This is a genomic window from Actinomadura sp. NTSP31, from assembly GCF_041951385.1.
Lineage (GTDB): Bacteria > Actinomycetota > Actinomycetes > Streptosporangiales > Streptosporangiaceae > Spirillospora > Spirillospora napierensis.
This window is the reverse complement of sequence record NZ_JBGNUT010000031.1, coordinates 56,691-81,856: the sequence shown is the minus strand read 5'-3', so window position 1 is coordinate 81,856 and position 25,166 is coordinate 56,691. Positions and strand designations below refer to the sequence as shown.

The 25,166-nt window shown below is 71.5% G+C and carries 29 protein-coding genes; 16 read left to right on the top strand and 13 right to left on the bottom strand.

All coding sequences use genetic code 11. The features are described 5' to 3' along the window. Positions 1–80: 80 nt before the first annotated feature. Genes ACA514_RS38115 through ACA514_RS38070 form a run of 10 tightly spaced genes read left to right on the top strand, consistent with a single transcriptional unit; the run spans position 81 to position 9,324 of the window. On the top strand, positions 81–1,715 hold the full coding sequence (locus ACA514_RS38115; RefSeq protein WP_375046152.1) for a nitrilase-related carbon-nitrogen hydrolase: 1,635 nt from the start codon (positions 81–83) through the stop codon (positions 1,713–1,715). Then, positions 1,712–2,533 (top strand): oxidoreductase, encoded by an 822-nt coding sequence (locus ACA514_RS38110; protein WP_375046151.1) that lies wholly within the window; start codon positions 1,712–1,714, stop codon positions 2,531–2,533. Before ACA514_RS38115 ends, ACA514_RS38110 begins: the two co-directional genes overlap by 4 nt. Further along, positions 2,530–3,486 carry an alpha/beta hydrolase family protein gene (locus ACA514_RS38105; protein ID WP_375046150.1) on the top strand — a complete coding sequence of 319 codons (957 nt, stop codon included), beginning with the start codon at positions 2,530–2,532 and terminating at the stop codon, positions 3,484–3,486. The genes ACA514_RS38110 and ACA514_RS38105 overlap by 4 nt, the downstream gene beginning before the upstream one ends. 8 nt (positions 3,487–3,494) lie before the next feature. Continuing rightward, positions 3,495–4,700 carry a Rieske 2Fe-2S domain-containing protein gene (locus ACA514_RS38100; RefSeq protein ID WP_375046149.1) on the top strand — a complete coding sequence of 402 codons (1,206 nt, stop codon included), beginning with the start codon at positions 3,495–3,497 and terminating at the stop codon, positions 4,698–4,700. Continuing rightward, the gene (locus tag ACA514_RS38095; RefSeq protein ID WP_375046148.1) at positions 4,697–5,443 is read left to right on the top strand and encodes a hypothetical protein; all 747 of its coding nucleotides are present in this window, start codon (positions 4,697–4,699) and stop codon (positions 5,441–5,443) included. Before ACA514_RS38100 ends, ACA514_RS38095 begins: the two co-directional genes overlap by 4 nt. Continuing rightward, positions 5,436–6,386, top strand: coding sequence for a hypothetical protein (locus ACA514_RS38090; RefSeq protein WP_375046147.1), 951 nt, complete (start codon positions 5,436–5,438; stop codon positions 6,384–6,386). Before ACA514_RS38095 ends, ACA514_RS38090 begins: the two co-directional genes overlap by 8 nt. Continuing rightward, positions 6,383–7,162 carry an SDR family oxidoreductase gene (locus tag ACA514_RS38085; protein WP_375046146.1) on the top strand — a complete coding sequence of 260 codons (780 nt, stop codon included), beginning with the start codon at positions 6,383–6,385 and terminating at the stop codon, positions 7,160–7,162. Before ACA514_RS38090 ends, ACA514_RS38085 begins: the two co-directional genes overlap by 4 nt. Then, entirely contained in the window at positions 7,159–7,773 is a 615-nt protein-coding gene (locus ACA514_RS38080; RefSeq protein WP_375046145.1) for a hypothetical protein, read from the top strand. Before ACA514_RS38085 ends, ACA514_RS38080 begins: the two co-directional genes overlap by 4 nt. Beyond that, complete coding sequence (locus tag ACA514_RS38075; RefSeq protein WP_375046144.1) at positions 7,770–8,513, top strand: arylmalonate decarboxylase; 744 nt, start codon at positions 7,770–7,772, stop codon at positions 8,511–8,513. The genes ACA514_RS38080 and ACA514_RS38075 overlap by 4 nt, the downstream gene beginning before the upstream one ends. Before the next feature lie 7 nt (positions 8,514–8,520). Next, positions 8,521–9,324: an alpha/beta fold hydrolase gene (locus ACA514_RS38070; protein WP_375046143.1), complete on the top strand. Its 804-nt coding sequence runs from the start codon at positions 8,521–8,523 to the stop codon at positions 9,322–9,324. 269 nt (positions 9,325–9,593) lie between these two features. On the opposite strand, the gene ACA514_RS38065 is transcribed toward ACA514_RS38070, so the two are convergent. Next, positions 9,594–10,163 (bottom strand): TetR/AcrR family transcriptional regulator, encoded by a 570-nt coding sequence (locus ACA514_RS38065; RefSeq protein ID WP_375046142.1) that lies wholly within the window; start codon positions 10,161–10,163, stop codon positions 9,594–9,596. A gap of 99 nt (positions 10,164–10,262) precedes the next feature. Between ACA514_RS38065 and ACA514_RS38060 the strand changes: the two genes are divergently transcribed. After that, the gene (locus ACA514_RS38060; protein WP_375046141.1) at positions 10,263–11,729 is read left to right on the top strand and encodes an MDR family MFS transporter; all 1,467 of its coding nucleotides are present in this window, start codon (positions 10,263–10,265) and stop codon (positions 11,727–11,729) included. A gap of 185 nt (positions 11,730–11,914) precedes the next feature. On the opposite strand, the gene ACA514_RS38055 is transcribed toward ACA514_RS38060, so the two are convergent. Genes ACA514_RS38055 through ACA514_RS38045 form a run of 3 tightly spaced genes read right to left on the bottom strand, consistent with a single transcriptional unit; the run spans position 11,915 to position 14,049 of the window. Further along, positions 11,915–12,289 carry an enoyl-CoA hydratase/isomerase family protein gene (locus ACA514_RS38055; protein ID WP_375046140.1) on the bottom strand — a complete coding sequence of 125 codons (375 nt, stop codon included), beginning with the start codon at positions 12,287–12,289 and terminating at the stop codon, positions 11,915–11,917. 51 nt (positions 12,290–12,340) lie between these two features. Beyond that, the gene (locus ACA514_RS38050) at positions 12,341–13,126 is read right to left on the bottom strand and encodes an SDR family NAD(P)-dependent oxidoreductase (RefSeq protein WP_375046139.1); all 786 of its coding nucleotides are present in this window, start codon (positions 13,124–13,126) and stop codon (positions 12,341–12,343) included. Beyond that, the gene (locus ACA514_RS38045) at positions 13,123–14,049 is read right to left on the bottom strand and encodes an alpha/beta hydrolase (protein WP_375046138.1); all 927 of its coding nucleotides are present in this window, start codon (positions 14,047–14,049) and stop codon (positions 13,123–13,125) included. Before ACA514_RS38045 ends, ACA514_RS38050 begins: the two co-directional genes overlap by 4 nt. Positions 14,050–14,142: 93 nt before the next feature. Here ACA514_RS38045 and ACA514_RS38040 point away from each other — a divergent pair, with 93 nt between their 5' ends. Beyond that, positions 14,143–15,051 (top strand): LysR family transcriptional regulator, encoded by a 909-nt coding sequence (locus ACA514_RS38040; RefSeq protein ID WP_375046137.1) that lies wholly within the window; start codon positions 14,143–14,145, stop codon positions 15,049–15,051. A gap of 416 nt (positions 15,052–15,467) precedes the next feature. Here the strand turns inward: ACA514_RS38040 and ACA514_RS38035 are convergent, their stop codons facing one another. The 3 genes from ACA514_RS38035 to ACA514_RS38025 all read right to left on the bottom strand — a co-directional run bounded on the left by ACA514_RS38035 (position 15,468) and on the right by ACA514_RS38025 (position 17,694). Beyond that, positions 15,468–16,598, bottom strand: coding sequence for a response regulator transcription factor (locus tag ACA514_RS38035; RefSeq protein ID WP_375046136.1), 1,131 nt, complete (start codon positions 16,596–16,598; stop codon positions 15,468–15,470). 50 nt (positions 16,599–16,648) lie between these two features. Beyond that, entirely contained in the window at positions 16,649–17,164 is a 516-nt protein-coding gene (locus tag ACA514_RS38030) for a cupin domain-containing protein (RefSeq protein ID WP_375046135.1), read from the bottom strand. A 341-nt stretch (positions 17,165–17,505) separates the two neighbouring features. Next, positions 17,506–17,694, bottom strand: coding sequence for a hypothetical protein (locus ACA514_RS38025; RefSeq protein WP_375046134.1), 189 nt, complete (start codon positions 17,692–17,694; stop codon positions 17,506–17,508). A 259-nt stretch (positions 17,695–17,953) separates the two neighbouring features. Between ACA514_RS38025 and ACA514_RS38020 the strand changes: the two genes are divergently transcribed. After that, complete coding sequence (locus ACA514_RS38020; RefSeq protein WP_375046210.1) at positions 17,954–18,226, top strand: transposase; 273 nt, start codon at positions 17,954–17,956, stop codon at positions 18,224–18,226. Between the two features lie 227 nt (positions 18,227–18,453). On the opposite strand, the gene ACA514_RS38015 is transcribed toward ACA514_RS38020, so the two are convergent. Then, complete coding sequence (locus ACA514_RS38015) at positions 18,454–19,386, bottom strand: LysR family transcriptional regulator (RefSeq protein ID WP_375046133.1); 933 nt, start codon at positions 19,384–19,386, stop codon at positions 18,454–18,456. Between the two features lie 132 nt (positions 19,387–19,518). On the opposite strand from ACA514_RS38015, the gene ACA514_RS38010 reads away from it, so the two are divergent. Genes ACA514_RS38010 through ACA514_RS38000 form a run of 3 tightly spaced genes read left to right on the top strand, consistent with a single transcriptional unit; the run spans position 19,519 to position 20,984 of the window. Further along, positions 19,519–19,650 carry a hypothetical protein gene (locus ACA514_RS38010; protein WP_375046132.1) on the top strand — a complete coding sequence of 44 codons (132 nt, stop codon included), beginning with the start codon at positions 19,519–19,521 and terminating at the stop codon, positions 19,648–19,650. A gap of 36 nt (positions 19,651–19,686) precedes the next feature. Continuing rightward, positions 19,687–20,358 (top strand): NmrA family transcriptional regulator, encoded by a 672-nt coding sequence (locus ACA514_RS38005; protein WP_375046131.1) that lies wholly within the window; start codon positions 19,687–19,689, stop codon positions 20,356–20,358. Then, positions 20,355–20,984 (top strand): DUF1772 domain-containing protein, encoded by a 630-nt coding sequence (locus ACA514_RS38000; RefSeq protein ID WP_375046130.1) that lies wholly within the window; start codon positions 20,355–20,357, stop codon positions 20,982–20,984. Before ACA514_RS38005 ends, ACA514_RS38000 begins: the two co-directional genes overlap by 4 nt. Positions 20,985–21,309: 325 nt before the next feature. On the opposite strand, the gene ACA514_RS37995 is transcribed toward ACA514_RS38000, so the two are convergent. The 5 genes from ACA514_RS37995 to ACA514_RS37975 all read right to left on the bottom strand — a co-directional run bounded on the left by ACA514_RS37995 (position 21,310) and on the right by ACA514_RS37975 (position 25,124). Continuing rightward, a complete protein-coding gene (locus tag ACA514_RS37995) occupies positions 21,310–21,471 on the bottom strand; it encodes a transposase (RefSeq protein WP_375046129.1) in 162 nt (53 codons plus the stop codon). Continuing rightward, entirely contained in the window at positions 21,398–21,610 is a 213-nt protein-coding gene (locus ACA514_RS37990) for a hypothetical protein (RefSeq protein ID WP_375046216.1), read from the bottom strand. The genes ACA514_RS37995 and ACA514_RS37990 overlap by 74 nt, the downstream gene beginning before the upstream one ends. A 46-nt stretch (positions 21,611–21,656) precedes the next feature. Beyond that, positions 21,657–24,359: a beta-glucosidase gene (locus ACA514_RS37985; protein WP_375046128.1), complete on the bottom strand. Its 2,703-nt coding sequence runs from the start codon at positions 24,357–24,359 to the stop codon at positions 21,657–21,659. 247 nt (positions 24,360–24,606) lie between these two features. Next, a complete protein-coding gene (locus ACA514_RS37980; RefSeq protein ID WP_375046209.1) occupies positions 24,607–24,870 on the bottom strand; it encodes a hypothetical protein in 264 nt (87 codons plus the stop codon). Next, a complete protein-coding gene (locus ACA514_RS37975; protein WP_375046215.1) occupies positions 24,870–25,124 on the bottom strand; it encodes a hypothetical protein in 255 nt (84 codons plus the stop codon). Before ACA514_RS37975 ends, ACA514_RS37980 begins: the two co-directional genes overlap by 1 nt. Positions 25,125–25,166: the final 42 nt, after the last annotated feature.

Sequence of the window (25,166 nt, the reverse complement as noted above, 5' to 3'; positions counted from 1 at the left end):
GCCCGCGGGATCTGGCGGAGGGCGCGCCCCGATTGTAGTGTTTTGGAAACAGCGTTTCGCTAGAGGAACCGGGAGGCCCGATGGGTCCGGTCCGGGTGGCCGCCGTCCAGTTCGCGGTGGGCCTCGACACCGCCGCCAACCTCGCCACCTGCCTGCGCATGGTGGACCGGGCGGCCGCCGAGGGCGCCGGCCTCGTCGTCCTGCCGGAGTTCTGCAACCGCCTGTCCTGGTACACCGACCGCGACGACGCCCGGCGGCACGCCTGCGCCCCCGGCGGCCCGTTCCTCACCGCCGTCGCCGCCCGCGCCGCCGCGCACGGCGTCCACGTCAAGGCCAACGTGACGCTCGCCGGCGACGGCGGCCGGGTGACCGTGAGCAGCCTGCTGTACGGCCCGGACGGCACGCTGCTCGGCCGCTCCGACAAGCTCACGCTGATGGGCGCGGAGGGCGACCACCTCGATCCCGGCACCGCCGCCGGCCCCGTCATCGCCACCCCGTACGGCCGGCTCGGCATGTACGCCTGCATGGAGGGCGTCACCAGCGACGTCCCCCGCGACCTGGCGGTGCGCGGCGCGCAGGTGCTGCTGAACAGCTTGAACTCGTTCGCCACCGACGAGGCGGGCCTGCACGTCCCGGTCCGCGCGGCGGAGAACGGGGTCTGGGTGGTGGCGGCCAACAAGGTCGGCCCGCTGCTGCCCGCCGCGCTGCTGCCCGCGATCGCCGAGCGCCTCGGCGTCCCGCCGGACCTGCTGGACGGCGCGGGCGAGAGCCAGATCGTCGCCCCCGACGGGACGGTCGTCGCGAAGGGACCGCGCACCGGCGAGGCCGTCGTCGTCGCCGACATCGACCCGTCGCTCGCCGACCGCAAGACCCGCCCCGACGGCACCGACACGTTCGCGGCCCGCAGGCCCCGGCTGTACGCCCCGATCACCGAGACGCCCCGCCCCCGCACCGCGCCAACGGGCGACGAGATGGTGGACGCGGCGGTCGTCCGCTCCCCCGATCTGGTGGGGCGGGCGGCGCAGGCGGGAGCCGAGCTGATCGTCCTGCCGGAGCTGGCGTTCGGTCCCGGCGCCGATGCCGGCGCCGTCGTCGGGGAACTCGCCGCCGCGCTTCGCGGCACCACCGCCCATGCGGTGACCAGCGTGCGGGCGGGCGCCGCGCACGCCGCCTACCTGGTGAACGCGGACGGCCTGGCAGGAAGCCAACCGCAACTGCACGCCAGCGCCCGGCATGCCGACTGGGCGACCGAGTACGGCGAGCGGCTCGACGTCTTCACGCTCCCCTGGGGACGGCTCGCGCTCGTCACCGGCGACGACTCCCTCTACCCCGAGGTCTTCCGGCTCGCCGCCATCGCCGACGCCGACGCCGTCGCGGTCCCGTGCACGCCCGCGCAGGACTGGGAGACCTCCCTCGGCCTGCCCGAACGCGCCGCCGAGAACCGGCTGAACGTCGTCGCCTCCGGACCGGAGGACGGCCTGATCCTGGCGCTCCCCGCCGACTTCACCCTCTGGACGCCCTGGGAGGGCCCGTTCGAGGGCCGCATCAGCCACCCCCTCGTCGCCCGCGCCACCGGACCGGTCGCCGTCGCGGCGATCCACCCCGCGCAGGCCGTCAACCGGCTCGTCTCCAAGAACACCGACCTGGTCGGCGGGCGTCCCGCGCACGCGGTCGCCGCGCTGGCCGACGACGCACCGAGCGGAGCGCCCCGTTGAAGGAAACCCCCGAACCGAAGGAGAGCCTGCGGCACGTCGAGCAGATGGTGGACGAATCCCCCGCCATCGACGTGACCGAGACCTTCCACCGTTACAAGGCGATCCTCGCCGGGCTCAAGGCGAGGATCGACGCGCGGTTCGACCTGGCACGCGACCCGTCCACCGAGGCCCTGGAGTCCTACGGGAACCCGCCCGAGAGCCCCGGCGGGAGCCTGGCCGCCTACAGCGGGCCCGAGGTCGACTGGATGGTCCACTCCTGGCTCGGCGACCCGGCGGCCGGGTTCGCCAACCTGCACCTGACGGTCTGGCTCGGCCCGCACGTCCGGGTGCCGCACCTCGGCGTCGCGCTGCTGGTCTGGCCCGAGGGCTGGTTCTACGTCGACTCCGTGCCGCGCACCAACCTCCTGGCCGACGGCGCCTACTACGACGCGTACTACGAACCGCTCAACAGCGACTGGCTGGCCGTGCGCGAGGACAACCCGGAACTGGAGTGGTTCACCAGCCGGGCGGGGTTCATCAGAGCGAGCCTGTCCCCCACCGCGCACTGCTATTCGTTCCCCCGGTCGGACAAGAACATCGACCTGGTCGAGCGGCTGCTGACCGAGCACGTGGACCGCTGGCTCGGCTGGGTCGACGCGGCCGGGCCCGTGCCGGAGGCCGACCGGCCCGCCCTCGCCGCCGCCGACCTCGCGACCCGCCGCAACATCGCCGAACGCGACCCCGCGAACGTGATGGGCGTCCGCTACTTCGGGCAGGAGACCACCGACCGCCTCGTCCGCGCCCTGTGGGGCGGCGACCGAGAGCTGCCGCGCCCGTGAGCGCGTCCGACGGCACCGGCGTCCGGTCGCTGTGGTGGTCGGCGGACACCGGCGGCGGGCCGGAGAAGGCGCCGTTCGGCACCGCGCACCTGAAGGTGTACTACCCGGCCCGCGCGGCGGGCACCGACGCCGAGCGGCTGTCCGGCGAGTTCCCGCCCGACCCGGCGGGCGCCCCGTACCCGGTCGTCGTGTTCTGCTCCGGCGTGAACGTCGAGCAGGCGGTCTACCGGCCGCTGGCGGCCGCCATCGCCGCCGCCGGCTTCGTCGTCGTGACGTTCGACCGGGTCGCGGAACTGTTCGGCGGCCGGTACGGCCTCACCCCCGGCGTCGATCTGGACGCCGCGCGGCCCGACGCCTACGGCACCCGGCCGACCTGCCCCGCCATCCCCGCCGTCCTCGACGCGCTCACCGGCATCGACCTGCTCAAGGGGGCGATCGACCTGGACCGGGTCGCGCTCGGCGGGCATTCGGCGGGCGGCACCGTGGTACTCCAGTCGGCGCGGTTCGTCCCCGGCGTCCGGGCCTGCTTCGCCTACGGGACGCACACCATGGTCGCCACGATGCTGGGCTGGCCCGCCGGCACCGTCCTGCCCGCGCAGGTCCACTGCCCGGTGCTGCTCGGCGTCGGCACGCGGGACGGCGTCATCATGGGCAGCTCCGACCGCTACGGCCGGGACGCCCCGTCCGATCCCGTCAGCCGCACCTTCACCGAGGCATTGCACGACCCGCGCGACCTGCTCGCCGTCGTGCGCGGCGCCAACCACTTCGCCGTCGCGGACCCGGTCGACCCGACCGCGGCCCGCGCCTTCCTCGACCTGGAGCCCGAGACCGACCCCGCCGAGGCCCGCCGCGCCTTCACGGACCTGGCCGTCGGCTTCCTGCGCGCCCACGTGCGCGGGGACGACGTGATCCCGTCCGCCGACCCCGCGCTCATCGACCTGCGGCGCCGATAGGAGCCACCATGCTCAAGAACTTCTGGTACGCGGTCGAGTTCGCGCACGCGGTCACCCGGGCGCCGAGGCGGGTGACCTGCCTGGGCCAGGACTTCGTCCTGTACCGCAAGCGCGACGGCGAGGTGGTGTGCCTGTCGGACCTGTGCGTGCACCGGGGCGCGGCGCTGTCGGCGGGCAAGCTGACCGGCGACAGGATCGCCTGCCCGTACCACGGATGGCAGTACGAGCCGGACGGCGCGTGCAGCAGGATCCCCGCGAACCCGCCGGGGCGCGGCATCCCGAAGAAGGCCCGCGTCGACTCCTATCCCGTCCGCGAGGAGTACGGGCTGATCTGGGCGTTCCTCGGCGACCTGCCGGAGGACGAGCGCCCGCCCATCCCGCACTTCCCCGAGCACGACGACCCGTCCTTCGCCACCGTGTACGTCGAGATGGTCATCGAGGCCAACTACGAGCGGACGTTCGAGAACGTCGTGGACGCCTCGCACACCCCGTTCGTGCACGGCACCCGGTTCGGCAACCCGGACAGGCCGGAGATCCCCGACTACGAGATCGTCCAGGACGACTGGTCGGCGGTCGCCGACATCGGCCTCAGCCCGCCGCCCGCGAGGGGCCTGTGGAAGCGGCTGTACAAGGAGAAGCCGGAGGAGGTGCTGGTCACCAACGGCTGGTACCTGCCCAACATCGTGAAGCTGCACGTCCGGCTGCCGTTCGGGGACATGATCCTCTACGACCACAACGTCCCCATCGACCGGAACCGCACCCTCGTCAAGATCGTCGGGTACCGGAACTTCTTCACCGGCCGGTGGGCGGACCGCGACGCCCGCAAGCGGATCCTCAGCATCCTGCTGCAGGACAAGCCGGTCGTGGAGAGCCAGCGGCCGGAGCTGCTGCCCTACGACCTGGCCGACGAGCTGCACCTGCGCAGCGACTCGCTGCAGGTCGCCTACCGGCGGCGGCGCCGGCAGCTGATGGCCGCCGGCTGGTGGGTCGGCGACGAGGCGCAACTGCCGGTCAACGGCGCGCGCGGCACCGCGACCGTGATCCCCTCCCCCGCCCGGCGGGAGAACCCGGAGCTGGCCCGCGCCTGGCAGCACCGCGCCCGCGGCAGCAACCCGGCACCCGCGGGCGACCCGGCGTCCGTCGACGCCCCGGCGCCCCCGGCCGAGCCGGTGCCCGCCGGGGAGGCCACCGCCACCGAAGGAGAGAGCGAGTGAGCGTGTCTCCGCCCAGGGCACTGAGCGACCGGACGCTGGCGGCGCTGGCCGGCGTCGAGAAGCTGACGACGGTCCTTGAGAAGGACCTCACCGGCCCGATGTCCCCGGAGCCGGTCGGCGCGCTGACGGTGCTGCGCGGCGAGCGGATCGCCAAGGTCGTCCGCATCGGGCTGACCGTCGCGCAGATCGGCATGGACAGCCACATGATCTTCGCGTTCACCGGCGCGGACTCGGCCGTCCCGCACTTCACGCTCGACTCGGTGCAGGCCGGCGGCCACCTCGCCTACCACATCGACCTCGTCCCGCGCGCCGACCTGGGCGCGCATCTGGAGTACGTCAACGCGGTGTACCAGCCGCTCACGCCGGTGTACGAGGAGGTCCGGGAGCGGTTCGGGCCGTCCACCGCCGCGATCGGCCCGCGCCAGCACGCCATGATGTCGCCCTGGATGCTCGTCGACAGGGCCGACGAGGAGCACTTCGCGGCCATGGGCACCTACCTCGACCGCTACTTCGAGCACTGGCGCGACCTGCTGGTGAAGGGCGTCCCGGACGACGTCCGCGCCACGCTCGCCGGCACCGACCTCGCCGCGCGCGACGCCCGCAACCGCGCCGCCCTGTTCAGCCCGGAGGTCGACCCGGTGTGGGGGAACGTCGCCCGGCTGCTCGGCGACGAGCAGGCCGAGGAACTGCGCGCCGAACTGCTGACCAACGACCTGCCGGAAGGGGAGCGCGCCGATGCCTGAGCCCAGCGAGTGGCAGAGCCGGATCGAGGGCGAATGGCACGGCCGCCCGTCGCTGTTCGACGCCACCGGCACCTGGCGCGGATACGAGGACATCCGCCGGTCGTCGGTCTTCGAGGACGGCGTCACCACTTACCACATGGACGGCGGCCTGGAGGGCGGCGGCCCGCTCGCCGGGCGGTTCCGCCTCGGCGCGCCGTTCGCGTTCGGCGTCACCGACTCCGACGGCGACCGCGTCTACACCGGCCCGGACTTCCACGGCACCGGGCAGCCCTACGGCGGGTTCGTCGACGCGCACTACTACGGGCCGGGCTGGCAGGCCGACCTCAACACCTGGAACCACGTCCTGCCCGACTGTGAGACGCAGGTGTACTCGTCCACGCTGTACCAGGGCTGGGCGGTGATCGGCTGCTTCAACGGCGTCTACAAGCGCGGCACCGACTACGACACCAACGCCGGGACCAGGGACGCCGTCGACCGGTTCCTCGCGGACGAGACCCGCAACGGCCCCGTCCCGTACATCCTCCCGACCAAGCAGCGCGGCGCGTACAGCGGCACGTGCGAGCTGTGGGGCGCCGACCAGAAACCGGCCGGCGAGGTCACCGTCTCGATCGAGCTGCGGCCGATCGACCTGCTGCGCACCCGCCAGCACGTCACCTGGACCGGTGCCGCCGAGCGGAGCTACTCCGTGGTGGCCCGGCGCGACGGGTTCCGCTCCTTCTACGAGGGGCCGGACGCCTGGGGCAACGCGCAGGCGTTCGGCCGGGCGAACTACCCCGTCCTGCACTTCACCGACGTGTGGAAGGCCAAGGGCCGCGAGTTCATGATCGACACGTCGCCGGGGATGAGCGCCGGCGAGACCCTCGCCGTCGTGTACGAGCTGTTCAAGGGCAACGTCCTGCGCGGCGTCCTGCACGGCGTGCTGACCTGGGAGGCCGGCGCGTGACCGGGCCGGCGGTGGTCGTCACCGGCGGCACCCGCGGCATCGGCCTCGGCCTCGCCCGGGAGTTCCTGGCGCGCGGCGCCCGCGTCGCCGTCTGCGGCCGGTCGCGGGAGTCGGTCGACAAGGCGCTCGCCGGACTCGGCGACGGCGCGGTCGGCGCCGTCTGCGACGTGGCGGACCGTGACCAGGTGCAGTCGCTCTGGGACGCGGCGGCCGGGGCGTTCGGACGCGTCGACCACTGGATCAACAACGCCGGTGTCTCCACGACGCGCCGTCCGCTCGCCGACCTCCCGCCCGGGCAGCTCGAAACCCTGGTGGCGGCCAACCTGCTCGGCGTGATGCACGGCAGCGCCGTCGCGGTGCGCGGGATGACCGCCCAGGGCGGTGGCACCGTGTGGAACATGGCCGGGCTCGGCGGCGACGGCCGCACCGTCCCCGGCCTGATCGCCTACGGGTCGACCAAGCGCGGCACCGACTACCTCACCACCGGCCTCGCCAAGGAGCTCAAGGACGGCCCGGTCAAGGTCGCGCACCTGTCGCCCGGCATGGTCGTCACCGACCTGCTGACCGTCGGCTACTCCCCCGAAGAGCTGGAGAAGGCCAAGAAGATCTTCAACGTCCTCGCCGACCGGGTGGAGACCGTGACGCCCTGGCTGGCCGACCGGGTGCTGGCCGGGACGAAGAACGGCGGGACCGTCGCCTGGCTCACCACACCCAAGATCATGGGCCGGTTCCTGCTGGCCCCCGTGCGCAAGCGCGACCTGTTCGGTGCCTCATGAGCGACTACCCGCCCGCGCTCGCCGCCGAGGACTTCGTGCCGGTGGCCCTTACCGCGCTCGGTGTGGCGCTGCTGCGGCGCCGGCATCCGCTGGTGCCCGCCGCCGCCGCGCTGATCGTGGCGGGCGGCTTCGCCAAGGCCGCCTGGAAACTGATCGTCGCCGTGGACGGCCCCGACCTGCCCGGGCTGCACGGCGCCCTGTTCCCGCTGCTGGCAGCCGGCTTCACCGCGCTGGCGTTCGCGCTGTCGCGGGAAGCGGCCCGCCCGCCGCACCCCGCCGCGTTCGCCGTCCCGCTCGCGGCGGCGCTCGCGGCCTCGGCGGCCCTGCGCGACACCTGGCCCGCGATGGTCTGGACGATCATCGCCGTGACCGTCGCCGCCGTCCTGCTCCTGCGCTCCGCCGCGCGCGCGGGCGACCGGCTCGCGGCCACGCTCTTCGGCCTCTGGCTGGCCGGACAGTACCTGCTCGGCCCGATGGCGGCGCGGGCCGAGCAGTCCATCGCCCTGCAATGGGCGGAGCAGTCCTGCAACACGCTCGCCCAAGCGGCCTTCGCGTTCGCCGCCTGGCGGCTCGTCGCCACGGCCCCGGGCAAGGAGGGAGTCGCCGCATGACGGACGCACTCGGCTGGCGGCGCAAGTTCGGCGTGATCGCGCCGTCCACCAACACCATCGTCGAGCCGGACTTCCACCGGATGGGCGTCCCCGGCGTGACGTCCCACTTCTCCCGCATCCACATCCGCGACCAGAACATGGCCGGGGACGCGGGCATGGAGCGGCTGCTGGAGCAGATCCGCGACGAGATCGGCGCGGCCTGCGAGCGGGTCCTGACCTGCGAGCCCGACTACATGGTGATGGGCATGTCCGCCGAGACGTTCTGGGGCGGCGTCGAGGGCAACAAGCAGTTCGTCAAGCAGATCCACGACATCACCGGGCTGCGGGTCGCGACCGGCGCCGAGGCGTGCGAGCGGGCGCTGAAGCTGTACGGGGCGCGGCGCATCGGCGTCGTCACCCCCTACCAGCCGGTCGGCGACGCCAACGTCCGGCGGTTCTTCACCGAGATCGGCTTCGAGGTCGACCGGATCATCGGGCTGAAGTGCCCGACCGCCGTGTCGATCGCGCACGTCACCGAGGCCGAGCTGCGCGCCGCGTTGCGCACCCTCGCCGAGGGCGAGGTCGACGCCCTGGTCCAGTGCGGCACCAACCTGTCGATGGTCACCACGGCGGACGAGGCCGAACGGTGGCTGGACCTGCCCGTCATCGCCATCAACGCCGCCACCTGGTGGATGGCGCTCCGCGACAACGGCATCGACGACACGGTGTCCGGCGCCGGCTCCCTGCTCCGCGACCACTGAGCCGGCCATGACCAAGGGCGGCTATGTCGACACCGCATGGGGCCAGGTCCACTACCGGATCAGCGGCGAGTCGGGGCCCTGGATCGGCCTGTTCCACGAGTCTCCGCTGTCCTGCCGCGTCTACGAGCAGGTCCTGCCGCTGCTGGGCAGGCGAGCCCGGGCCGTCGCCTTCGACACCCCCGGCTACGGCGCGTCCGACCCGCCGCCCGGACCCGGATTCGAGATCCCCGACTACGGTCGCGTGCTGGCGGAGGCGGCGGCCGGGATCGGGATGGAACGCCCGGTGCTCGGCGGCGTGCACAGCGGCGCCTCCCTCGCGCTCGCGACCGCCGCCCGCCTCCCTGCGGCGGGCCTGATGCTGAGCGGCGTCCCGCTGTTCACCCCCGAAGAACGGGCGCGCTTCATCGCCGGCTGGACCCCCAAGGCGCCGCTGGACGACCGGGGCTCCCAGTTCGCCTGGGCCGTCGAACGCTACCGGCGCAACTGGGGCCCCGACCTCCCCGGCGAGCTCCTCCACCTGGCCGTCGTCGAGCTGATGCGCGTCGCGGACCGCTACGACCGGGGCTACCAGGCGGCTTTCCGGTACGACCCGTCCGAGGCGCTCGCCGCGGTGGAGGCGCGAATCCTCCTGCTGAACGCCGAAGGGGACAGGCTCGCCGCCAAGGACGCCGCCGCCCTCGCACTGGCGCGCGACGCCCGCCTCGTCGTCCTGCCGGACCTGCCGGGGCAGCCGCACCTCCGCGCCCCCGCCGCCTTCGCCGCACACCTCCTGGCCTTCACCCAAGAGGTGAACAGAACCACCCCAAGCTAACCCGACCGCCGCGCCATCCCTGTCCCGGCCGCAACGGTACGGGTAGCGGGCGACAGATCCAGCGCAGCGCGGTAGAACAACACCAAAGACTCCTGGCAGAGCGGTTGTGTCGAGGGTGAGCTCACGCGCAGGGTCGGCGGCGGCGTAGGTCCAGCGATGCTCACCGGCGCCGATCGCCATTCACCCGGTGACGCCGGAATGGCTGGGAGGTCGGCGCGGCGGACCACGGTGGGTGTCCCTCCTGCCGGTTGTGGCTGGTGCCGCGGCGGTCAGCACACCAAGGGGAGGAAGATCGTGTCGATGATCTCTTCGAGGACGTGGTCGGGCACGGGGGCGAAGGTCGTGAGGAATTCGTGGCGCAGCAGGTCGAAGGGGAGGGACTTGATGCGTTCGGTGAGGTGTTCGGGTTTGATCTCGCCGCGGTCGACGGCGCGGTCGAAGAGTACGTCGACGGCTTCCTTGCGCCCTGTCGTGGAGGGGTCGAAGAGGTCGCCGGGGCTGGTCCCGGTCTCCTGGTAGTAGCTGGCCAGGTTCACGCTCATGACGGTGACGAGTTGGAGGCGGGTGGCGCTGATCTCCCTCATGAGGGTGAGCACGTCCTCCCGCAGGCTTCCGGTGTCGGGAACGTCGAGGACGTTCTCCCGCAGGGTGTGGGCGATGGTCGCCCGGACCAGCTCGTCACGGTCGGGCCAGCGGCGGTAGAGGACCGGAGGGCTGGTGCCCGCGCGTTTGACGACGGCGTCCATGGTGAACCTGGCGTAGCCGTGGTCGGTGAGCTCTGCCCAGGCCGCGTCGAGCAGCGCCTTCTCCAGTGCCGCTCCGCGGCGTCGCTCGGCCATGGGAACCCCCTGGAACACTCTAGATAGACTTGCCTATCTAATTCTAGCGGCCTACTCTGACCCTCGTAAGATAGAGCCTCATATCTTAGGGAGGCGTTCATGAACGCCGACGACACCAAGCCACCACCGGCCGCCGCAGACCGCATCGACCCGGCCCTGCGACGCCTGACCTTCACGTTGATCGTCGGCGCGCTCGCCGTCATCTTCGACACCACGATCATGAGCGTCGCCATCGACGGCCTCGCAGGCGAGCTGCACGCCTCGCTCGCCACCACCCAGTGGGTGACCACCGCCTACCTGTTGGCCCTGTCCGCCACGATGCCGGCCGTCGGGTGGGCCCAATCGGTCCTGGGCGGCAAACGCCTGTGGATCTCCGGCCTGGGCATGTTCTTCATCGGGTCGCTGCTGTGCGCCGCAGCGTGGAACGTCCAGAGCCTGATCACCTTCCGGGTGGTCCAGGGCATCGGCGGCGGCACCATGATGGTGCTGATGTTCACGCTGGTCATGCAGGCGGCCAAGGGCCGCAACATCGGCGGGGTCATGTCCCTGATCACCGTGCCCACCGCCCTGGGCCCGATCATCGGCCCGGTCATCGGCGGGGCCATCCTGCACTTGGGAGACTGGCGCTGGATCTTCCTGTTCAACGTGCCCTTCTGCCTCATCGGCGGCTACCTCGCCCGGCGCGACCTGCCCGCGGACGGGCCCCGCCCCGGTACCCGCACTCGCTTGGACGCCGTGGGCATGCTGCTGCTGTCGCCCGGCATCGCCGCCGTCATCTATGGGCTGACACAGCTCGCCGGATCAGGCGGCCCGACCGGCCTCAAGGTGGCGCTGCCCCTGACCGGCGGTCTGGCCCTGCTCGTCGGCTACGTCTGGTGGGCGCTGCGACGCGGACCGGACGCCCTGCTCGACATCCGGCTGTTCCGCCACCGTGCCCTGGCCTCGTCCACGGCGCTGGTGTTCCTGACCGGCGCGGCCCTGTACGGAACCATGCTCCTGCTGCCGCTGTACTGGCAGCAGGTCCGCGGCGAGTCCGCCCTGGGCGCCGCACTGCTGCTCATCCCGACGGGCGTGGGCGCCCTCCTCTCCCGCGCCCTGGCCGGCCGGTACATGGACCGTTTCGGCTCGCGTCCCGTCGCCATCGCCGCCTTCGCCCTCACCTTCGCCGCCACCGTCCCATTCGGCTTCGTCACTGCCTCCACCAGCGACATCGCGCTCATGACCGTGCTGTTCGTGCGCGGTGTCGGACTGGGCGGGGCCATGATCGCGATCATGGGCGCCGCCTTCGTCGGGCTGGAGCGCCAGGAGATCCCCGCCGCCGCCGGCATCAGCCGAGTCGCCCAGCAGGTCGGCGCCTCCATGGGCGTCGCGGTCCTCGTCATGATCCTCCAGCGCGCCTCGGCCGATGCCCGCACCCCCGCCGCCCTGGCTTCAGGATTCGGCGACGCCTTCTGGTGGTCCGCCGCCTTCACCGCTGCGGCTGTTCCGCTCTGCCTCCTGCTGCCGGGCAGCCCCGACCCACAGGCCCACAACCCCGCACCCGCCGAAGAGCACATCGAAGTCTGAGCGACCGAGGCGTCCCAGGCCGGGCCCCCAACAGCACCTTGGCTCTCCTGTCCGAGAGAAGGGCAGCGGTCCACGACAATGAGGGCGACGCCGCCCCGAGGGGCCAGCCTGCCGCGCCTTCATCCTTCACCGCGTGCCCCTCGGCCCGCGAGGAGGATCGGAACGGGGCTCGTCCTACGTCCGCGTCATCGGCTGTTCCAGACCGGGCGGCGCTTCTCCGCGTACGCGCGGTAGTCCTCGTCGGCGTCCGCGACCTCTTCGTGGAAGCGGGTGAACAGTTCGCGCTCCAAGCGCGGCCCCTCGTCCAGGGGCACATCCGGAGCGGGGTCCAGGAGCCGCTTGATGATCGCTGTGACGGTGTGGGAGCGGTTGCCCAGCGCATCGGTGAGCCGGGCCGCCTCCGCCAGTTCCGTCGGCGGGACGCTGGAGAGGGCAAGGCCCCAGTCGGCCATCTCCGGGCCGGTCAGCGAGCGGTCGACGAGCAGCAGCGCGCGGGCGAGCTCGTTGAAGGCGGGCGACGCTTGGAAGCGGGAAGAATCCTGACGTCGTGACCCTGGCATCGCCCTCCCCATTCACTTGATGCGAGGCCGAAGCGAGCAGTGCGGTCGGGTTCACGGGATGAGCACGATTTTGCCGAAGGTGTGGCGCTGCTCGAGTCTCGCGAAGGCGTCCTGGACCTTGTCGAGCGGGTAGGTCGCCGCGATCGGTACCTGGATGCGCCCGTCGGCTGCGAGCGCGGCGAGCTCGGCGAGGACGGCGGTGGAGGTCCCGGCTGCGCTGCCCTCGGCCTTGGTTCCCAGCTCGCTTGCGGCGCCGAAGGCGATGACGGTGTTGATGCGGTCCCGGGGGATGCCGAGCCTGACGGCGAGGTGGACGTACTCGGGGCCGTACAGGTCGATGAAGGCGGTGACGCCGTTCGGTGCCGCGGCGCGGACGCGTTCTTCCAGGCCGTCGCCGTAGTCGACGACCGTCGCGCCCCGGGCTTGCAGCCAGTCGGCATTCCGGCCGGAGGCGATGGCGATGACGCGGGCCCCGCGCAGGCGCAGGAGCTGGACGGCGATGCTGCCGACGCCGCCGGCGGCGGCGCTCACGGCGATCGTGTCACCGGGCCCGGCGCCGACGGCGCGGACGGCGGCGAAGGCGGTGCAGCCGGCCACGTACAGGCCGCCGGCGACCTCCCAGCGCAGCGCGGGCGGCTTGGCGGTGACCTGGTCGGCGGGGACGACGACCAGCTCGGCGTGGCTGGAGCGTTCCCATGTCAGCCGCCCGGCCCTGCGCGCCGCCAGCACCGGGTGGGCGCCGACGGCATGCAGGGCACGGGCGGTGGCGGCACCGATGCCCGAGGAGGCGCCGGTGACGATCACCGTGGCACCGCGCAGGTCCAGGACGTCGCTCATCCCTGCAGTCCCGCGGCCCGGGACACGGGCGAGCCGACGTGTGCGTGGAGGAAGGCCGCGACGCGTGACAGGGCGGCGTCGCCCTCGTCGAGCATCGCGGAGAACGACTGGAAGAGGTGCGGCACTCCCGGAGTCACATCGAGCGTCACCGCGACGTCGGCGGCGGCGGCTCGCGCGGCCAGGCGCGTGGAGTCGTCGAGGAGGATCTCGTGCGACCCGGCCTGGATCAGCAGCGGCGGCAAGCCCGTGAGGTCGGCGAAGAGGGGGCTGACCGACGGGTCGGCGGCGGCGCCGGCGGCGCCGAGGTAGTCCGCCGCCCGCACGCGCACTTTCTCGGGGGCGAACGACGGGTCGATCCCCGCCTTGGAGGTCATGCTCGCGCCGCGCAGGGTCAGGTCGGTCCACGGCGAGAACAGGACCGCGCAGGCCGGCTGCGGCAGCCCGTCCGCGTGCAGTCCGGCCAGGGTCGCGGCGGCGAGCCCGCCGCCGGCCGACTCTCCGACGAAGACGACCGACCGCGGGTCGGTGCCGCCGTCGAGCAGGGCCTGGTACGCCGACCGGGCGTCCTGCAGGGCGGCCGGGTAGGGATGCTCGGGGGCGAGGCGGTAGTCGACGGACACGACGCGGGCACCGGTGCGCCGGGCCACCTCGCTGGACAGTCCGGCGGACGTCCGGGGGGAGCCCATCGCGTACCAGCCGCCGTGGAACCACAGCAGAACGGTCTCGGTGCTCGCGCCGCCGGCCTCGATCGTGAGGACCGGGACGCCGCCGAGCACGCCGGGCGTCGCGGTGACGTCGTCGGCGAGCGGCCGGGCTGTCAGCATGCGCTCGAAGACCGCACGCTGCTCGGCAGGGTCCCCGGCGATGTCGAGCGGGCCGTTCCGCATCATCTGGTCAAGCGCTTCACGCTGCTGCCGGCTCATTGCCTGCTCCCCACGAGAACTGTCGCGTTTCGACTTGGGACCAGCATCAGCGACCACTAGTTATTCGTCAACAGCATAATTAGCATAGTGACTATGCAAGAATCGGATTTGCCTGGCGTGGACCTCAACCTCCTGGGCCCGCTCGCCGCGCTCCTGCAGGAGCGCCACGTCTCCCGCGCCGCCGAGCGCGCGCACATGAGCCAGCCGGCGATGAGCCGCGCGCTCGCGGCACTGCGCCGCGTGTTCGGCGACGAGCTTCTCGTGCGGTGCGTGGGCGGGTACCGGCTCACGCCGCGGGCCGAGCGGCTGCAGCGCGACCTCGCCGCCATCCTGCCGCAACTGGAAGGCCTGTTCGCGGAGACGCCCTACAACCCGCTCACCGCTGACCACGCTTTTCGGCTCGCCGGGACCGACTACGTGCTCTCGGTCATCGGCCCGCCGCTCGTGCGGCGCGTGCTCGTCCAGTCGCCTACCGTCACCCTCCACTTCGACGGATGGCACGAGGGCGTCTACCAAGACGTCGAGAGAGGCGCGCTCGACCTCGCGTTCACCGGGGGTGCCGCGCCTCCGCCGCTGCGCTCCGAGCCGCTCTTCGACGACCGCTACGTCTGCGTCATGTCGGCCGGGCACCCGCTCGCCGCCGCCGCCACGCTCACGCTCGCGGACTACCTTGCCTGCGACCACGTCGTCGTCGACATACTCGCAGGCCGGCAGGGCACCGTCGACACGCGGCTCGAGGCACTCGGCCGCGCCCGGCGCGCGAGCGTCACCGTGTCGTATCACGCCTTCGCCGCCGCCGCGATCCGCGACACCCGGCTCGTCGCCACCCTGCCCCGGCGGTTCGCCGGCCACCTCACCGCGGACCGCACGCTCGCCGTGACCGAGGCGCCCGAAGAGGTCGGCCCGCTGAGCTTCGCCATGGCCTGGCACCCGCGCCTGGACGGCGATCCCGCACAGCGATGGCTGCGCGACACCATCCGCGCCGCCGCGCCGACCGGGTGATCATAGAGCTCGTACGCCGCGATTCGCCGCGGCGTGGAGACGGATTCACCCAGCGCGCCGTCATCAGCAGGCACCACGTCGGTCGCCGCACCATCGCCTTCACCTGGCCGTGCGCTTTCCGAAAATCACGTCCGCGCAGGTTGAGCAGAATGTGCGTATTCGTTGAGGATCCAGCCCAGCCGTTGCCTTCTTTGAATATTCAGGTGGGCGATCTCGTCGGAATCGGTGATCGGTGGAGGCAGCGGCTTCACTCCAGAGCCCACTCCCCTGCATGTCCCACCTGCACGGACGTAGTTTTCGGCAGGCGCACGGTTCCCGGCTGGTGTGCTGTCGGACCCGGGCCGAGTCACCTACAGCACGCATCCGTCCGGGTGCCGGACACGGGGCAGCGGTCCGACAACGGTCCGGCGGGCCGATCAGCGGTCAGATGTGCGGTACAGGCCGCCGGCGACGGCCGGCTGGTAGTGGTCGGCGAACAGCGTGGCGATGAGCTCGCCGCGGCTGGAGACACCGGCCTTCCTGAAGATCGCCTTGAGGTGGTCGCGCACGGTGTGGACGGAGATGAAGAGGTTCTGGGCGATCTCGCCGGTGGTCAGCCCGCGGGCCACCGCCTGGGTGATCTCCAGTTCCCGTTCCGACAGCCCGCAGGCTTCGGCGGTCAGCAGCCCCACCTGAACGGACGTGGCGGGCTCGATGACCAGCGCGGTGTGGCCGAACGAGCCGCCGGCCCCGCGCATGCACGAGGCCCGGCAGACCAGCCACCGGCCCGCCTGATCGCGGATCCGGACCTCGGCGCCGCCCTCCACTCCGGCCTCCGCCTTCGCGCGTGCTCCGACGGCCATGCCGTGTATCCAGGCAGGCAGCCGGATCCCCAACGGCGTGGGGGACGAGGGCCCGGACGGCAGATCGTCGAGGTGCCTGCGCGCGTCGTCGTTGACCGAGATCAGGGCGCCGGCGGAGTCGAAGAGCAGCAGACCGGGGCCCGATGCGGTCGTCGTGTCCGGTCCGGCGGACGGCCGGGCGAAGGAGCGCAGCCGCCGGGCGAGAGGCAGCGACAGCCCGGCCACCAGCGTGATCTCGGACGCGGTGAAGGACGGGCGGCCCTCCTCGCGGAAGAGGCTGATGTGGCCCCACGGCCGCCCGCCCACCCGCAGGACGGCGCGCAGCTCGTCGCCCAGGCCGCGGGGGCGCAGGTAGCCGCGGTAGAGGGGGCTGCGCTCCGGCATGTCCCCGGTGCTCTCGCGGAGCGCCGCCGCGGGGACGGTGGCGCGGGCGAGGTCGCTGAACAGGTTGATGTTCTCGGCGAGCAGCTCGTTGTCCCAGTAGGTCGCCGAACCTCCCTCCTGGAGGTTCTCGATCCGGACGGGTGCGGTCATCAGCCCGGTGAGCGGGTCGGTGGCCCGCCACACCGAGGCGTCGAACGGTACGAGAGCGCGCAACCGGGTGGACACCTCCCCGAACATGTCCAGCGCGTCCAGCGCCTGATCCGCATGGGAGATCAGGCCGTCCCGGCCGCGCCGGATGCGGGACGCCGTGAAGTCGTTCATGCGGTCCGCCCTCCCGAGGCATCATCAGGGAGACACGGCTCCCCTCGCTTCTATTCCGCGGACGGGCGACCGTTGCGGGCGATCTGCCAGGTCACGCTGTCCAGGAAATGGACGTCGTACCGGTCCTGAACCGGGAGCAGGCTCTCAGGGGAGTCCTGCCCTTCGGCGATGCGCTGCAGCATCCGGAAGTAGCCGAACCGCTGGACGCCCGGGGTGATGCCCACCAGCAGGTCGGTGCCGGAGCCCTGCACCGCTCCGAAGGCATGCGGCAGACCCGGCGGGATCACCAGGACGTCTCCTTTGCCGACGACCTGGATCCGGTCGCCGAGAAGGAACTCGGCGGCGCCGTCGAGCACGTAGAAGAACTCCGATGAGAGCCGGTGAAGGTGCGGCTGCGCGCCGTCGGCACCGGCGACGAGGGCGAGACGGTTGGCGCTCAGGGCCGCGCCGGTCTCGTCGCTGTCGGCCAGGAGCCGGAACGCCCCGCCGGAGGGCAGGCCGAGGAACTCCGCGTCGCGGTCCCGGACGAGTAGCGCGCTTCCGGCCGGCTGGGACGAGCTGGTCATTGAAGTCTCCCGGTGTTCGCAGACGGTTTCTCCGATCGTGCTGTTCGGGCCCAGCGATCTCCATCCCCCACTTGCGGGATTGGTCTCGCGCGTCACCGCGGCGATGGTGATCGAGCGTCTACGGGAACTCGTGAAAGGGGATTGATCATGCAGGCTGGATCCGCCCAACGGGCGCGCAAGGCACCGCCGGTGCAGAACGAGGCCAGTGCGCGCTCGGCGGGGCTGCGGCTGGGCGCCCGGTTCGGCCCGGCGGTGTTCGGTGTCACGGCGGCGGGGGTCGCGCTGCCGAAGGTGGCGGCCTCGCTGGACGCTGTCCCTGCCGAAAACTACATCCGCGCAGGTCACGCCACATGCTCGTACTCGTTGAGGATTCCGCCGAGGCGTCGGCGTCTTCGCACGTCCAGCCGGGCGATCTGGTCGGGGTCGGTGATCGGCGGGGGCAGCGGGGTGCACGGTCGGGCGTTCGCGACGCCCTGGTGAGGACGATGGCGGTTACAGAGGATCTCGAACTCGCGCAGCGCATGAAGCAAGTGCCGTTGGTTCCAGATCAGGGCAGGACGCGGACGGAACGCACAGTCGGCGATCGTCCCCGCCGTTTCGGCTTGGCCGGGCAGCGTACCGGCGCCGAATAAGGTCGCGGTCCCAACGGATCACAGTGCCGGGCGCACCAGCAACCTGATCCGGCACAACACCCTGGGCGACAAGCGGTGCGGTATGGCTCCAAGGCGCGCTGGAGCCGGCTGACCAGGGACCTGCGGCAGATCTACATCGTCCCGACCAAGGCAGCCACTGAGGCTCGGTTCGCCGAGTTCGAAGCCAGAATGGAACGAGAAGTATCCGGCAATCATCAGGCTGTGGCGGGACGCCTGGCCGACGTTCATCCCACTCCTGGTGTTTCCGGCCGAGATCCGCAATGTCGTGTACACGACGAACGCGATCGAGAGCCTCAACGCCCGGTTCCGCCAGGCCACCCGCCAGCGCGGGCACTTCCCCACCGAACAGGCCGCGCTCAAGGTGCTCTACCGGGTCATCCGCCGACCGTTGAAAGGTCGGTCGACGTGACCGGAAAACCCCCGAGTGGAAGGCAGCGCTGAACGCGCTGTCGCTGCACTACGGTGACCGCATCACCCTGAACTGAAAGCCGATCACCGCCTCACCCGCAAACTTTCAGACAGCGCCCCCGCCGATGCCGGCGGCAGTGTTATTCGTAGCTGCGGCCTCGACGTCGTCATGCTGATCTGGGAGCGCAGGAGTCGATCGCGTTTGAGGTCGGTGAGGCAACGGCCGCTTCAGGATGTGGCAGAGCCCACAATCGGGCTGAGAAGCGGGTCGGTGTTGCCGGCGACGAAGTCGCGGGCGGCTTGGCAGAAGGCGCGGATGCGGCTGGTCTCCGCGGACGTGCGCCAGGTCAGCCGCCATTCGAAGGGAAGTCCGTCGCGTATCGGAATGTAGGCGAGGTCCGGGCGCCCGTCGTACAGGCTCGCGTGCGCGGGGACCGGAAAGATGCCACGGCCGGCGCCGACCAGGGCGAGCAGTTCCTGGACGGTCCCGAACTCCATACCCCGCTCGATGGGTCTGCCCGTGGGGGTGGTGGTCGGGACGGTGAGGGCGTCCAGCTCGGCGGGGACGCCGCGTGGGCGCAGGACCTTGTCGCGGGACATGTCCTCGATGGAGACCGAGGAACGGCGGGCGAAGGGGTGCCCGGCCGAGACGGCCAGCACCGGCGGCTCGTGGAAGAGAATCGGGCTTTCGCTGAGGCCAGGCCCCGGGGCCGGGGCCGCGGTGAGCAGGAGGTCGACGGCGTCGCCGAGCAGCGGAGCGAAGCCGTCGGCGTACCGGGTCTCCTCGATCCGGACCTGGCAGGCCGGGTGCCGGGCGTGGAAGGACTCGACGACGCCGAGGACGAACTGGGCGGTGGCGGTGCCGATGAAGCCGACGCGCAGGAGCCCGTCGATGCCCCGGCCGGCGGCGACCGCTCGGTCGAAGCCGTCGAGGATCTGCTGGTAGGCGGGCCGCAGGTCGTCGTAGAGCCGCCGGCCGATCGGGGTCAGCGCCACCCGGCGGCTGGTCCGGTCGAACAGCGCGGCACCGACCGCCCGCTCCAGCTTCTTGATCGTCTTGCTGACCATCGCGACCGAGACGTGCAGCCGCTCGGCGCTGCGGCCGAAATGCAGCTCCTCGCCGACCGTCAGGAAGATCTCGATCTCGCGCTGCTCCACCACGCCCCCAGTTCGTCAACCCTCAGGTTAACGATCCTTGCATGACCGGCCGTTGTTGACGAACCCCGCGGACCCGATGGTTGGGGTGTGGCCAGAACGGCACGGCCACCGCTTCGGAAACTGAGGAGAACCCCTGTGACTTCCCGTGATCTGACCCTCGTCCTGGGCGGGACCGGCAAGACCGGCCGGCGCGTCGTCCAGCGGCTGACCGGACGCGACCTGCGGGTCCGGATCGGCTCGCGGTCCGGCGGAGTGCCCTTCGACTGAGCGGACCGCGCGACGTGGGCGCCCGCCCTCGACGGTGTGCACGCGGTATACGTCGCCTACTACCCGGACCTGGCCGCCCCCGGTGCACCAGAGACGATCGGCGCGTTCGCCGAGCTCGCGGTGGAGTCGGGCGCGCGGCGCCTGGTGCTGCTGTCGGGGCGCGGCGAGGACGAGGCGCTCGCTTGCGAACGGACGCTGGCCGCTTCGGGCGCCGACTGGACGGTGTTGCGCGCCAGCTGGTTCGCCCAGAACTTCAGCGAGAGCTACCTCCTCGACCCGGTGGTCAGCGGCGAGGTGGTGCTGCCGGCGGATGAGGTGCGCGAACCGTTCGTGGACGCCGACGACATTGCCGATGTCGCCGCGTCGGTCCTCACCGAGGACGGGCACAGCGGCCGTACATACGAACTGACCGGACCGCGGCTGCTCACCTTCGCAGAAGCCGTCGCCGAGATCGGCCGAGCGGCCGGCCGCGACATCTCCTACGTGCCCGTCCCCGTCGACGCCTACGCCGCCGCGCTGGCGGCCGAAGGCGTCCCGGACGAGGTCACCGATCTCCTGACCTACCTGTTCACCACCGTCCTGGACGGCCGCAACGCTCACCTGGGCGACGGTGTCCAGCAGGTCCTGGGCCGCCCGGCCCGCGACTTCTCCGACTACGCCGGCGACACCGCCGCCACCGGCATCTGGACCCCGAAGGACGCCGCATGAAACTCCTGCAGACCGCGACCATGCTGGCCGCCCTCATCTCCACCGGACTCATGGCCGGGTTGTTCGCCGGCTTCGCCTACGCCGTCATGCCCGGCCTGAACCGATCCTCCGACCGCACGCTCATCGAGGCCATGCAAGGCATCAACAAGGCGATCCTCAACCCCGCTTTCATGCTGCCCTTCATGGGATCCATCCCCCTGATCGCCCTGGCGGTGTTCCTGGCCTGGCGCGGCCACGGCCGGCCGGCCCTGCCCTGGCTCATCGCCGCGCTCGCGCTCTATCTGATCGCCTTCATGGTCACCAGCGGAGTCAACGTCCCCCTCAACGACCAGCTCGCCAAGGCCGGCGCCCCCCAGCACATCAACCACCTGGACACCGTGCGCGACCAATTCGAGAGCAAGTGGGTCATCGGGAACATCGTCCGAGCGCTCCTGCACACCGCCGCGTTCGCCTGCCTGGCCTGGGCCCTGGTCGTGTACGGCGCACACCGCCTCAACGAGGGCCGCGCCACGACCGCGTCAGCGGTGCCTTCGACGCACAACAACGGTCCGGCAACCACCCCAGCCGCCCACCACTACCCGCGCCCCGTCCACCATGATCGGCCGCACCACACCGTCCATCGCTGATTCCACTCACCCTGCACCCCTGCACCCCTGCGCCGCCTCGCCGCTCACATCGCGCTCCACGACACCACGCAGTCCCGGCTGGACGGGCACCGAGCCCAACTCCGGCTTCGTAGTCAAAGGCAATGCCGAGGCAGCGCGAACCCCCTGAAACGACGTCCTCGCCGACGCGGGCCCGCCGGGCCCGCGTCGGGTCAACCGGGCGGTCGATCCGCCACCACCATCCGACGAAGAACATGATCGACAGTGGACCATGTCGGCTCGTCGGCGAACCGCTGCTCGGCGGCGGTCTCGGTAGGGGCGGTGCAGATCTGCCGCAGGTCCTTGGTCAGCCGGCTCCAGTGCGCCTTGGAGGCATAGCGCAGCGACGAGCGCCCTCGCCGCCGGTGCCCACCCACAGGCCCAGCACGTCGCGTTCACCGTGGCAGTTGATGCCCACCGCGACATAGACGGGCCGGTCGGCCACCTGACCTTCGCGGATCTCCCACATAGACGGCGTCGATCAGCATCTCGGCCTCGAGTGCGGCCTGCAGCACGGTCTTGGTGATGCCGGCCGGCAGCCCGTCCGGCCCGACCCGCGACACCCCCTCGGCCTTCGCCCTCTCGATCAACTCGGCGGCCAACTGCACATCCAGACCACCATCGCTCTCGTCCTCGTTGGTCAGTGGTGAGGGGTCAGGGGATCTGGACGGTGGTGGTGAGGGGCAGGTCGGTGGACGAGGAACCGGCCTGGACGGTGCGGTTGCCGGTGCCGCGGACCCAGTTCTGCTTGGCCGTGGACCAGGAGGACAGGTCGCGGGCCGCGATGTGCAGGGTGACGGTCCGGGCGCCGCCGGGCGACAGGGTGAACCGGTCGAACCCGACCAGCTTCCGCTCGACCTGCTGGATGGAGGAGGGCAGGTCGGGTGATGGGCCGAGGTACACCTGCGGCACGGCCGTCCCGGTGCGGTGCCCGGTGTTGCGGACGGTGAGCCGCACGTCCAGGCCGCCGTCGCGAGCAGCGGTGGTCCGCAGGCCCGCGTAGGCGAACGTGGTGTAGGAGAGCCCGTACCCGAAGGGGTAGAGCGGCGCGACGTTCTGGGTGGTGTACCAGCGGTAGCCGGACTGCAGCCCCTCCGACCAGGTGATCTTGCCGTCCTGGCCGACGGATCGTTCGGGGTGGCCGGTGAAGGGTGTGGTGGAGTTCGGGAAGGTGACGGGCAGGCGACCGCCGGGGTTGGCCGTGCCGAAGAGGAGGTCGGCGGTCGCGGTGCCGCCTTCCTGCCCCGGGTACCACATCTCCAGGACGCCCTTGACCGAGTTCAGCCAGGGCATCTTCACGGGCCCGCCGGTGTTGAGCACGACGACCGTGTTGGGGTTGGCGGCGGCGACGGCGCGGACGAGGTCGTCCTGGTCGGCGCCGAGGCTGCCGACGTCGCCGGCGGTCGTGGTGGTGTTGGCGTCGTCGACGAACACCACGGCGGTCGGTGCCTTGGCGGCGGCGGTGGCGGCCGCCTTGATCCCGGCTTGGACGGGCGACCAGGCGAACCGCAGCGTCGGGTTCGCCGCGGTGTTGGCGGCGGCGGTGTAGGTGAAGGTGATGCGGTGCTTGCCGGGGTCGAGCTGCAGTTTGGCACCGGCGTTGGTGAGCCCGAGGTATTGGCCGTTGACCGTCGGGCCGTTCGGGTAGGTGTTGGGCAGGATCGTCGACGGCTGGGCCAGCGTGCGGGTGCCGCCGTCGACCGACAGGGAGAGCGTTCCGGTCTCCCCCGTGCCGGGACCTTGGGCGAGGCCGGGGTTGATGCCCTTGTTGTAGGCCGACGGAGAGCCCGAGGAGGTGCCGATCGGGCGTTGCAGCCACAGGTTGTAGGTGTCGGCCGTGGCGACGTCGACGTAGCCGTCCCAGGTGTAGGTGTTGCCGCGGGCCAGGTCGGTCTGATCGCCGTTCACTGTGGCGTCGACCTTGGTTCCGATGACCGTTCCGGAGGAGTTCTTCTCGGTGCGGGTCAGGCCCGGGGCACCGTCCGGTGTGGTGAGGGCGGTGGCCGGCACGGTCGTCCCCACGCGGTCCAGCCCGGGGGTCAGGACGGCCCGAGAGCCGATCTTCGCGCGGACGGCGTCGTAGGGGCTGATGCCGTTGCGGTCGCCGAAGCCTCGCGAGCGCTCACCTCCGGGGCTGGAGGGCAGCAGGTCGGCCGTGGGTCCGATCAGCGCGACATCTCCCTTGCCGCTCAGCGGCAGGACGTTGTCGTTCTTGAGCAGGACCGCCGCCTCCTCGGCGAGTTCGCGGCTGGTGGCGATGCCGGCGCCCTTGTCGACCTTGCTCGGGGCCTTACGGATCGGTTTGACGTGGGTTTTGGCGGGCCTGGGGTAGGTGGAGTCGTCCAGCAGGCCGAAGCGCTGGTACTGGTAGAGGATCCGGGCGACCGAGGTGTCCAGGGCGCTGGCGTAGGTCTTGTCGTAGGTGGCCGATGCGGGGTCGACCAGGGGCTTGAGGTTGGCCGGGGACAGGTTGGCGGTGATGAACTCCTGGTCCATGCCCGCCAGCAGGTCGCTGGTGGCCTTCGAGGCGGTGTAGTCGGAGGTCACCCAGCCCTTGAAGTTCCACTGTCCCTTGAGGACGGTGTTGAGGGCGCCGCTGTTGGAGCAGGCGTAGTCGGGCTTGGACTCCAGCGGAGTGATCTGGAAGGTGGCGTAGGAGCACATCACCGAGCTGACGCGGCCGTCCTTGACCGCGGTCTCGCTCGGCCGCAGGTAGAGCTCGTGCGCGGTCTGCTCGTCCACGATCGAGGGGGTGCCCTGGTTCTGGCCGTTGTACATGGTGAAGTGCTTGACCTGCGACAGCAGGCCGGTCGACTGGATCCCGTTGATCTCCTTGTCGAGCATCTGGGAGGCCAGGTAGGGGTCCTCGCCGAGGCCGGTCATGTTGCGGCTCCAGGTGGGGAGCCGCGCCAGGTCCACCTGCGGTCCGTAGATCAGGTCGACGCCGAGGGCGCGCCCTTCCGTGCCCACGCTTCGGCCGAACACCGAGAACGCCCCGCGGTCGAACGAGGCGGCCAGGCCGAGCCGGGTGGGGTAGGCGGTGGCGTCCTTGTAGACGTTGACGCCCTGGGCGTCGGCGTGCCGGACGGCGGGCACACCGAGCCGTGCGATGCCCGGGATGTACCCCGCCTCACCGTGCGGGTCCGGGTCGGTGCCACCACGCACCAGAAGCAGCTTCTCGTCCACTGTCAGGTGGTCGACCAGCCACTTCACGGTGGTGGTCCAAGGCGCGTCCGCCGCGATCGGCGGCGAGCCCGCCTGCCCGGCGAGGGCCGGGGCCTGGCCGGTGCTCACCAGCGACAGGCCCAAGCCCAGCGCGACGGTGGCAGAGAGGGCCCTTCTTCGGAACAAGGGCATGGCAGATCCCTTCGGGGGTGGGAGGCGGCCGGATCACTGGCGGAGCCGGCCGCGGTCCGGGCATGGGGATGCCCGGGACACTGAAGGTGAGACTCGGTGGGGGTGGGGAAAGCGGCGCGCTCGGCACCGGCACGGGGGGTGGGCATGCTGGGGGTAAGTGGGCCGCGGGACCGTCACGTCTGACGTTCACCGAGCCCGTCGTGAGCTGCGTGGTAACCGGAAGTTAAGACACAGCGCCGCCCTCCGGTCAAGAGGCCGAAGCGGATCCGCTGTTTGTCGGTCGGCACACCAAATACCGGCCTGTGAGTGCCAACGCACAGGTCAGAAGGTGTTTTGTTGAGAGCTCCAACAATCCTGGCCGGAAGTGGCAGTGCCGCCCCGGGTCACGGAGCGCCCAGTTGGCCCGCATGAAACTGTCGGTGCTGGTCGCCGACCGCTTGAGCCGGGTGAGCAGCTTGCGCAGCGCGGCGACGTCCTGAGGCGAGCGGTGCCGCGCGGCGTCCGTGGTGATCAGCAGTTCCAGCGATTCGCGGACGGCGATGGCGTCGGCGACCGTGGTGGGCTCCTGCCGGACGGTGAGCTGATGGTGGCGCGGCCGAAGCCGGAGCGATCGCGGAACTCGTCCATGGTCCCGATGAGGTCGCCCGGGGCGAGCCCGCGCTCGGCGATCATCTTCTCGATGTCGGCGGCGAGGGCTTCCGCTCGTGTCTGGGGTGCGCCGCTGCCGTCGAGCGGTGCGAAACGGATGAACGCGATCCCGCCCATTGCGCGAGCCCCGGGAGTGCCCCCGTGCGGTCTCCCGGGGCT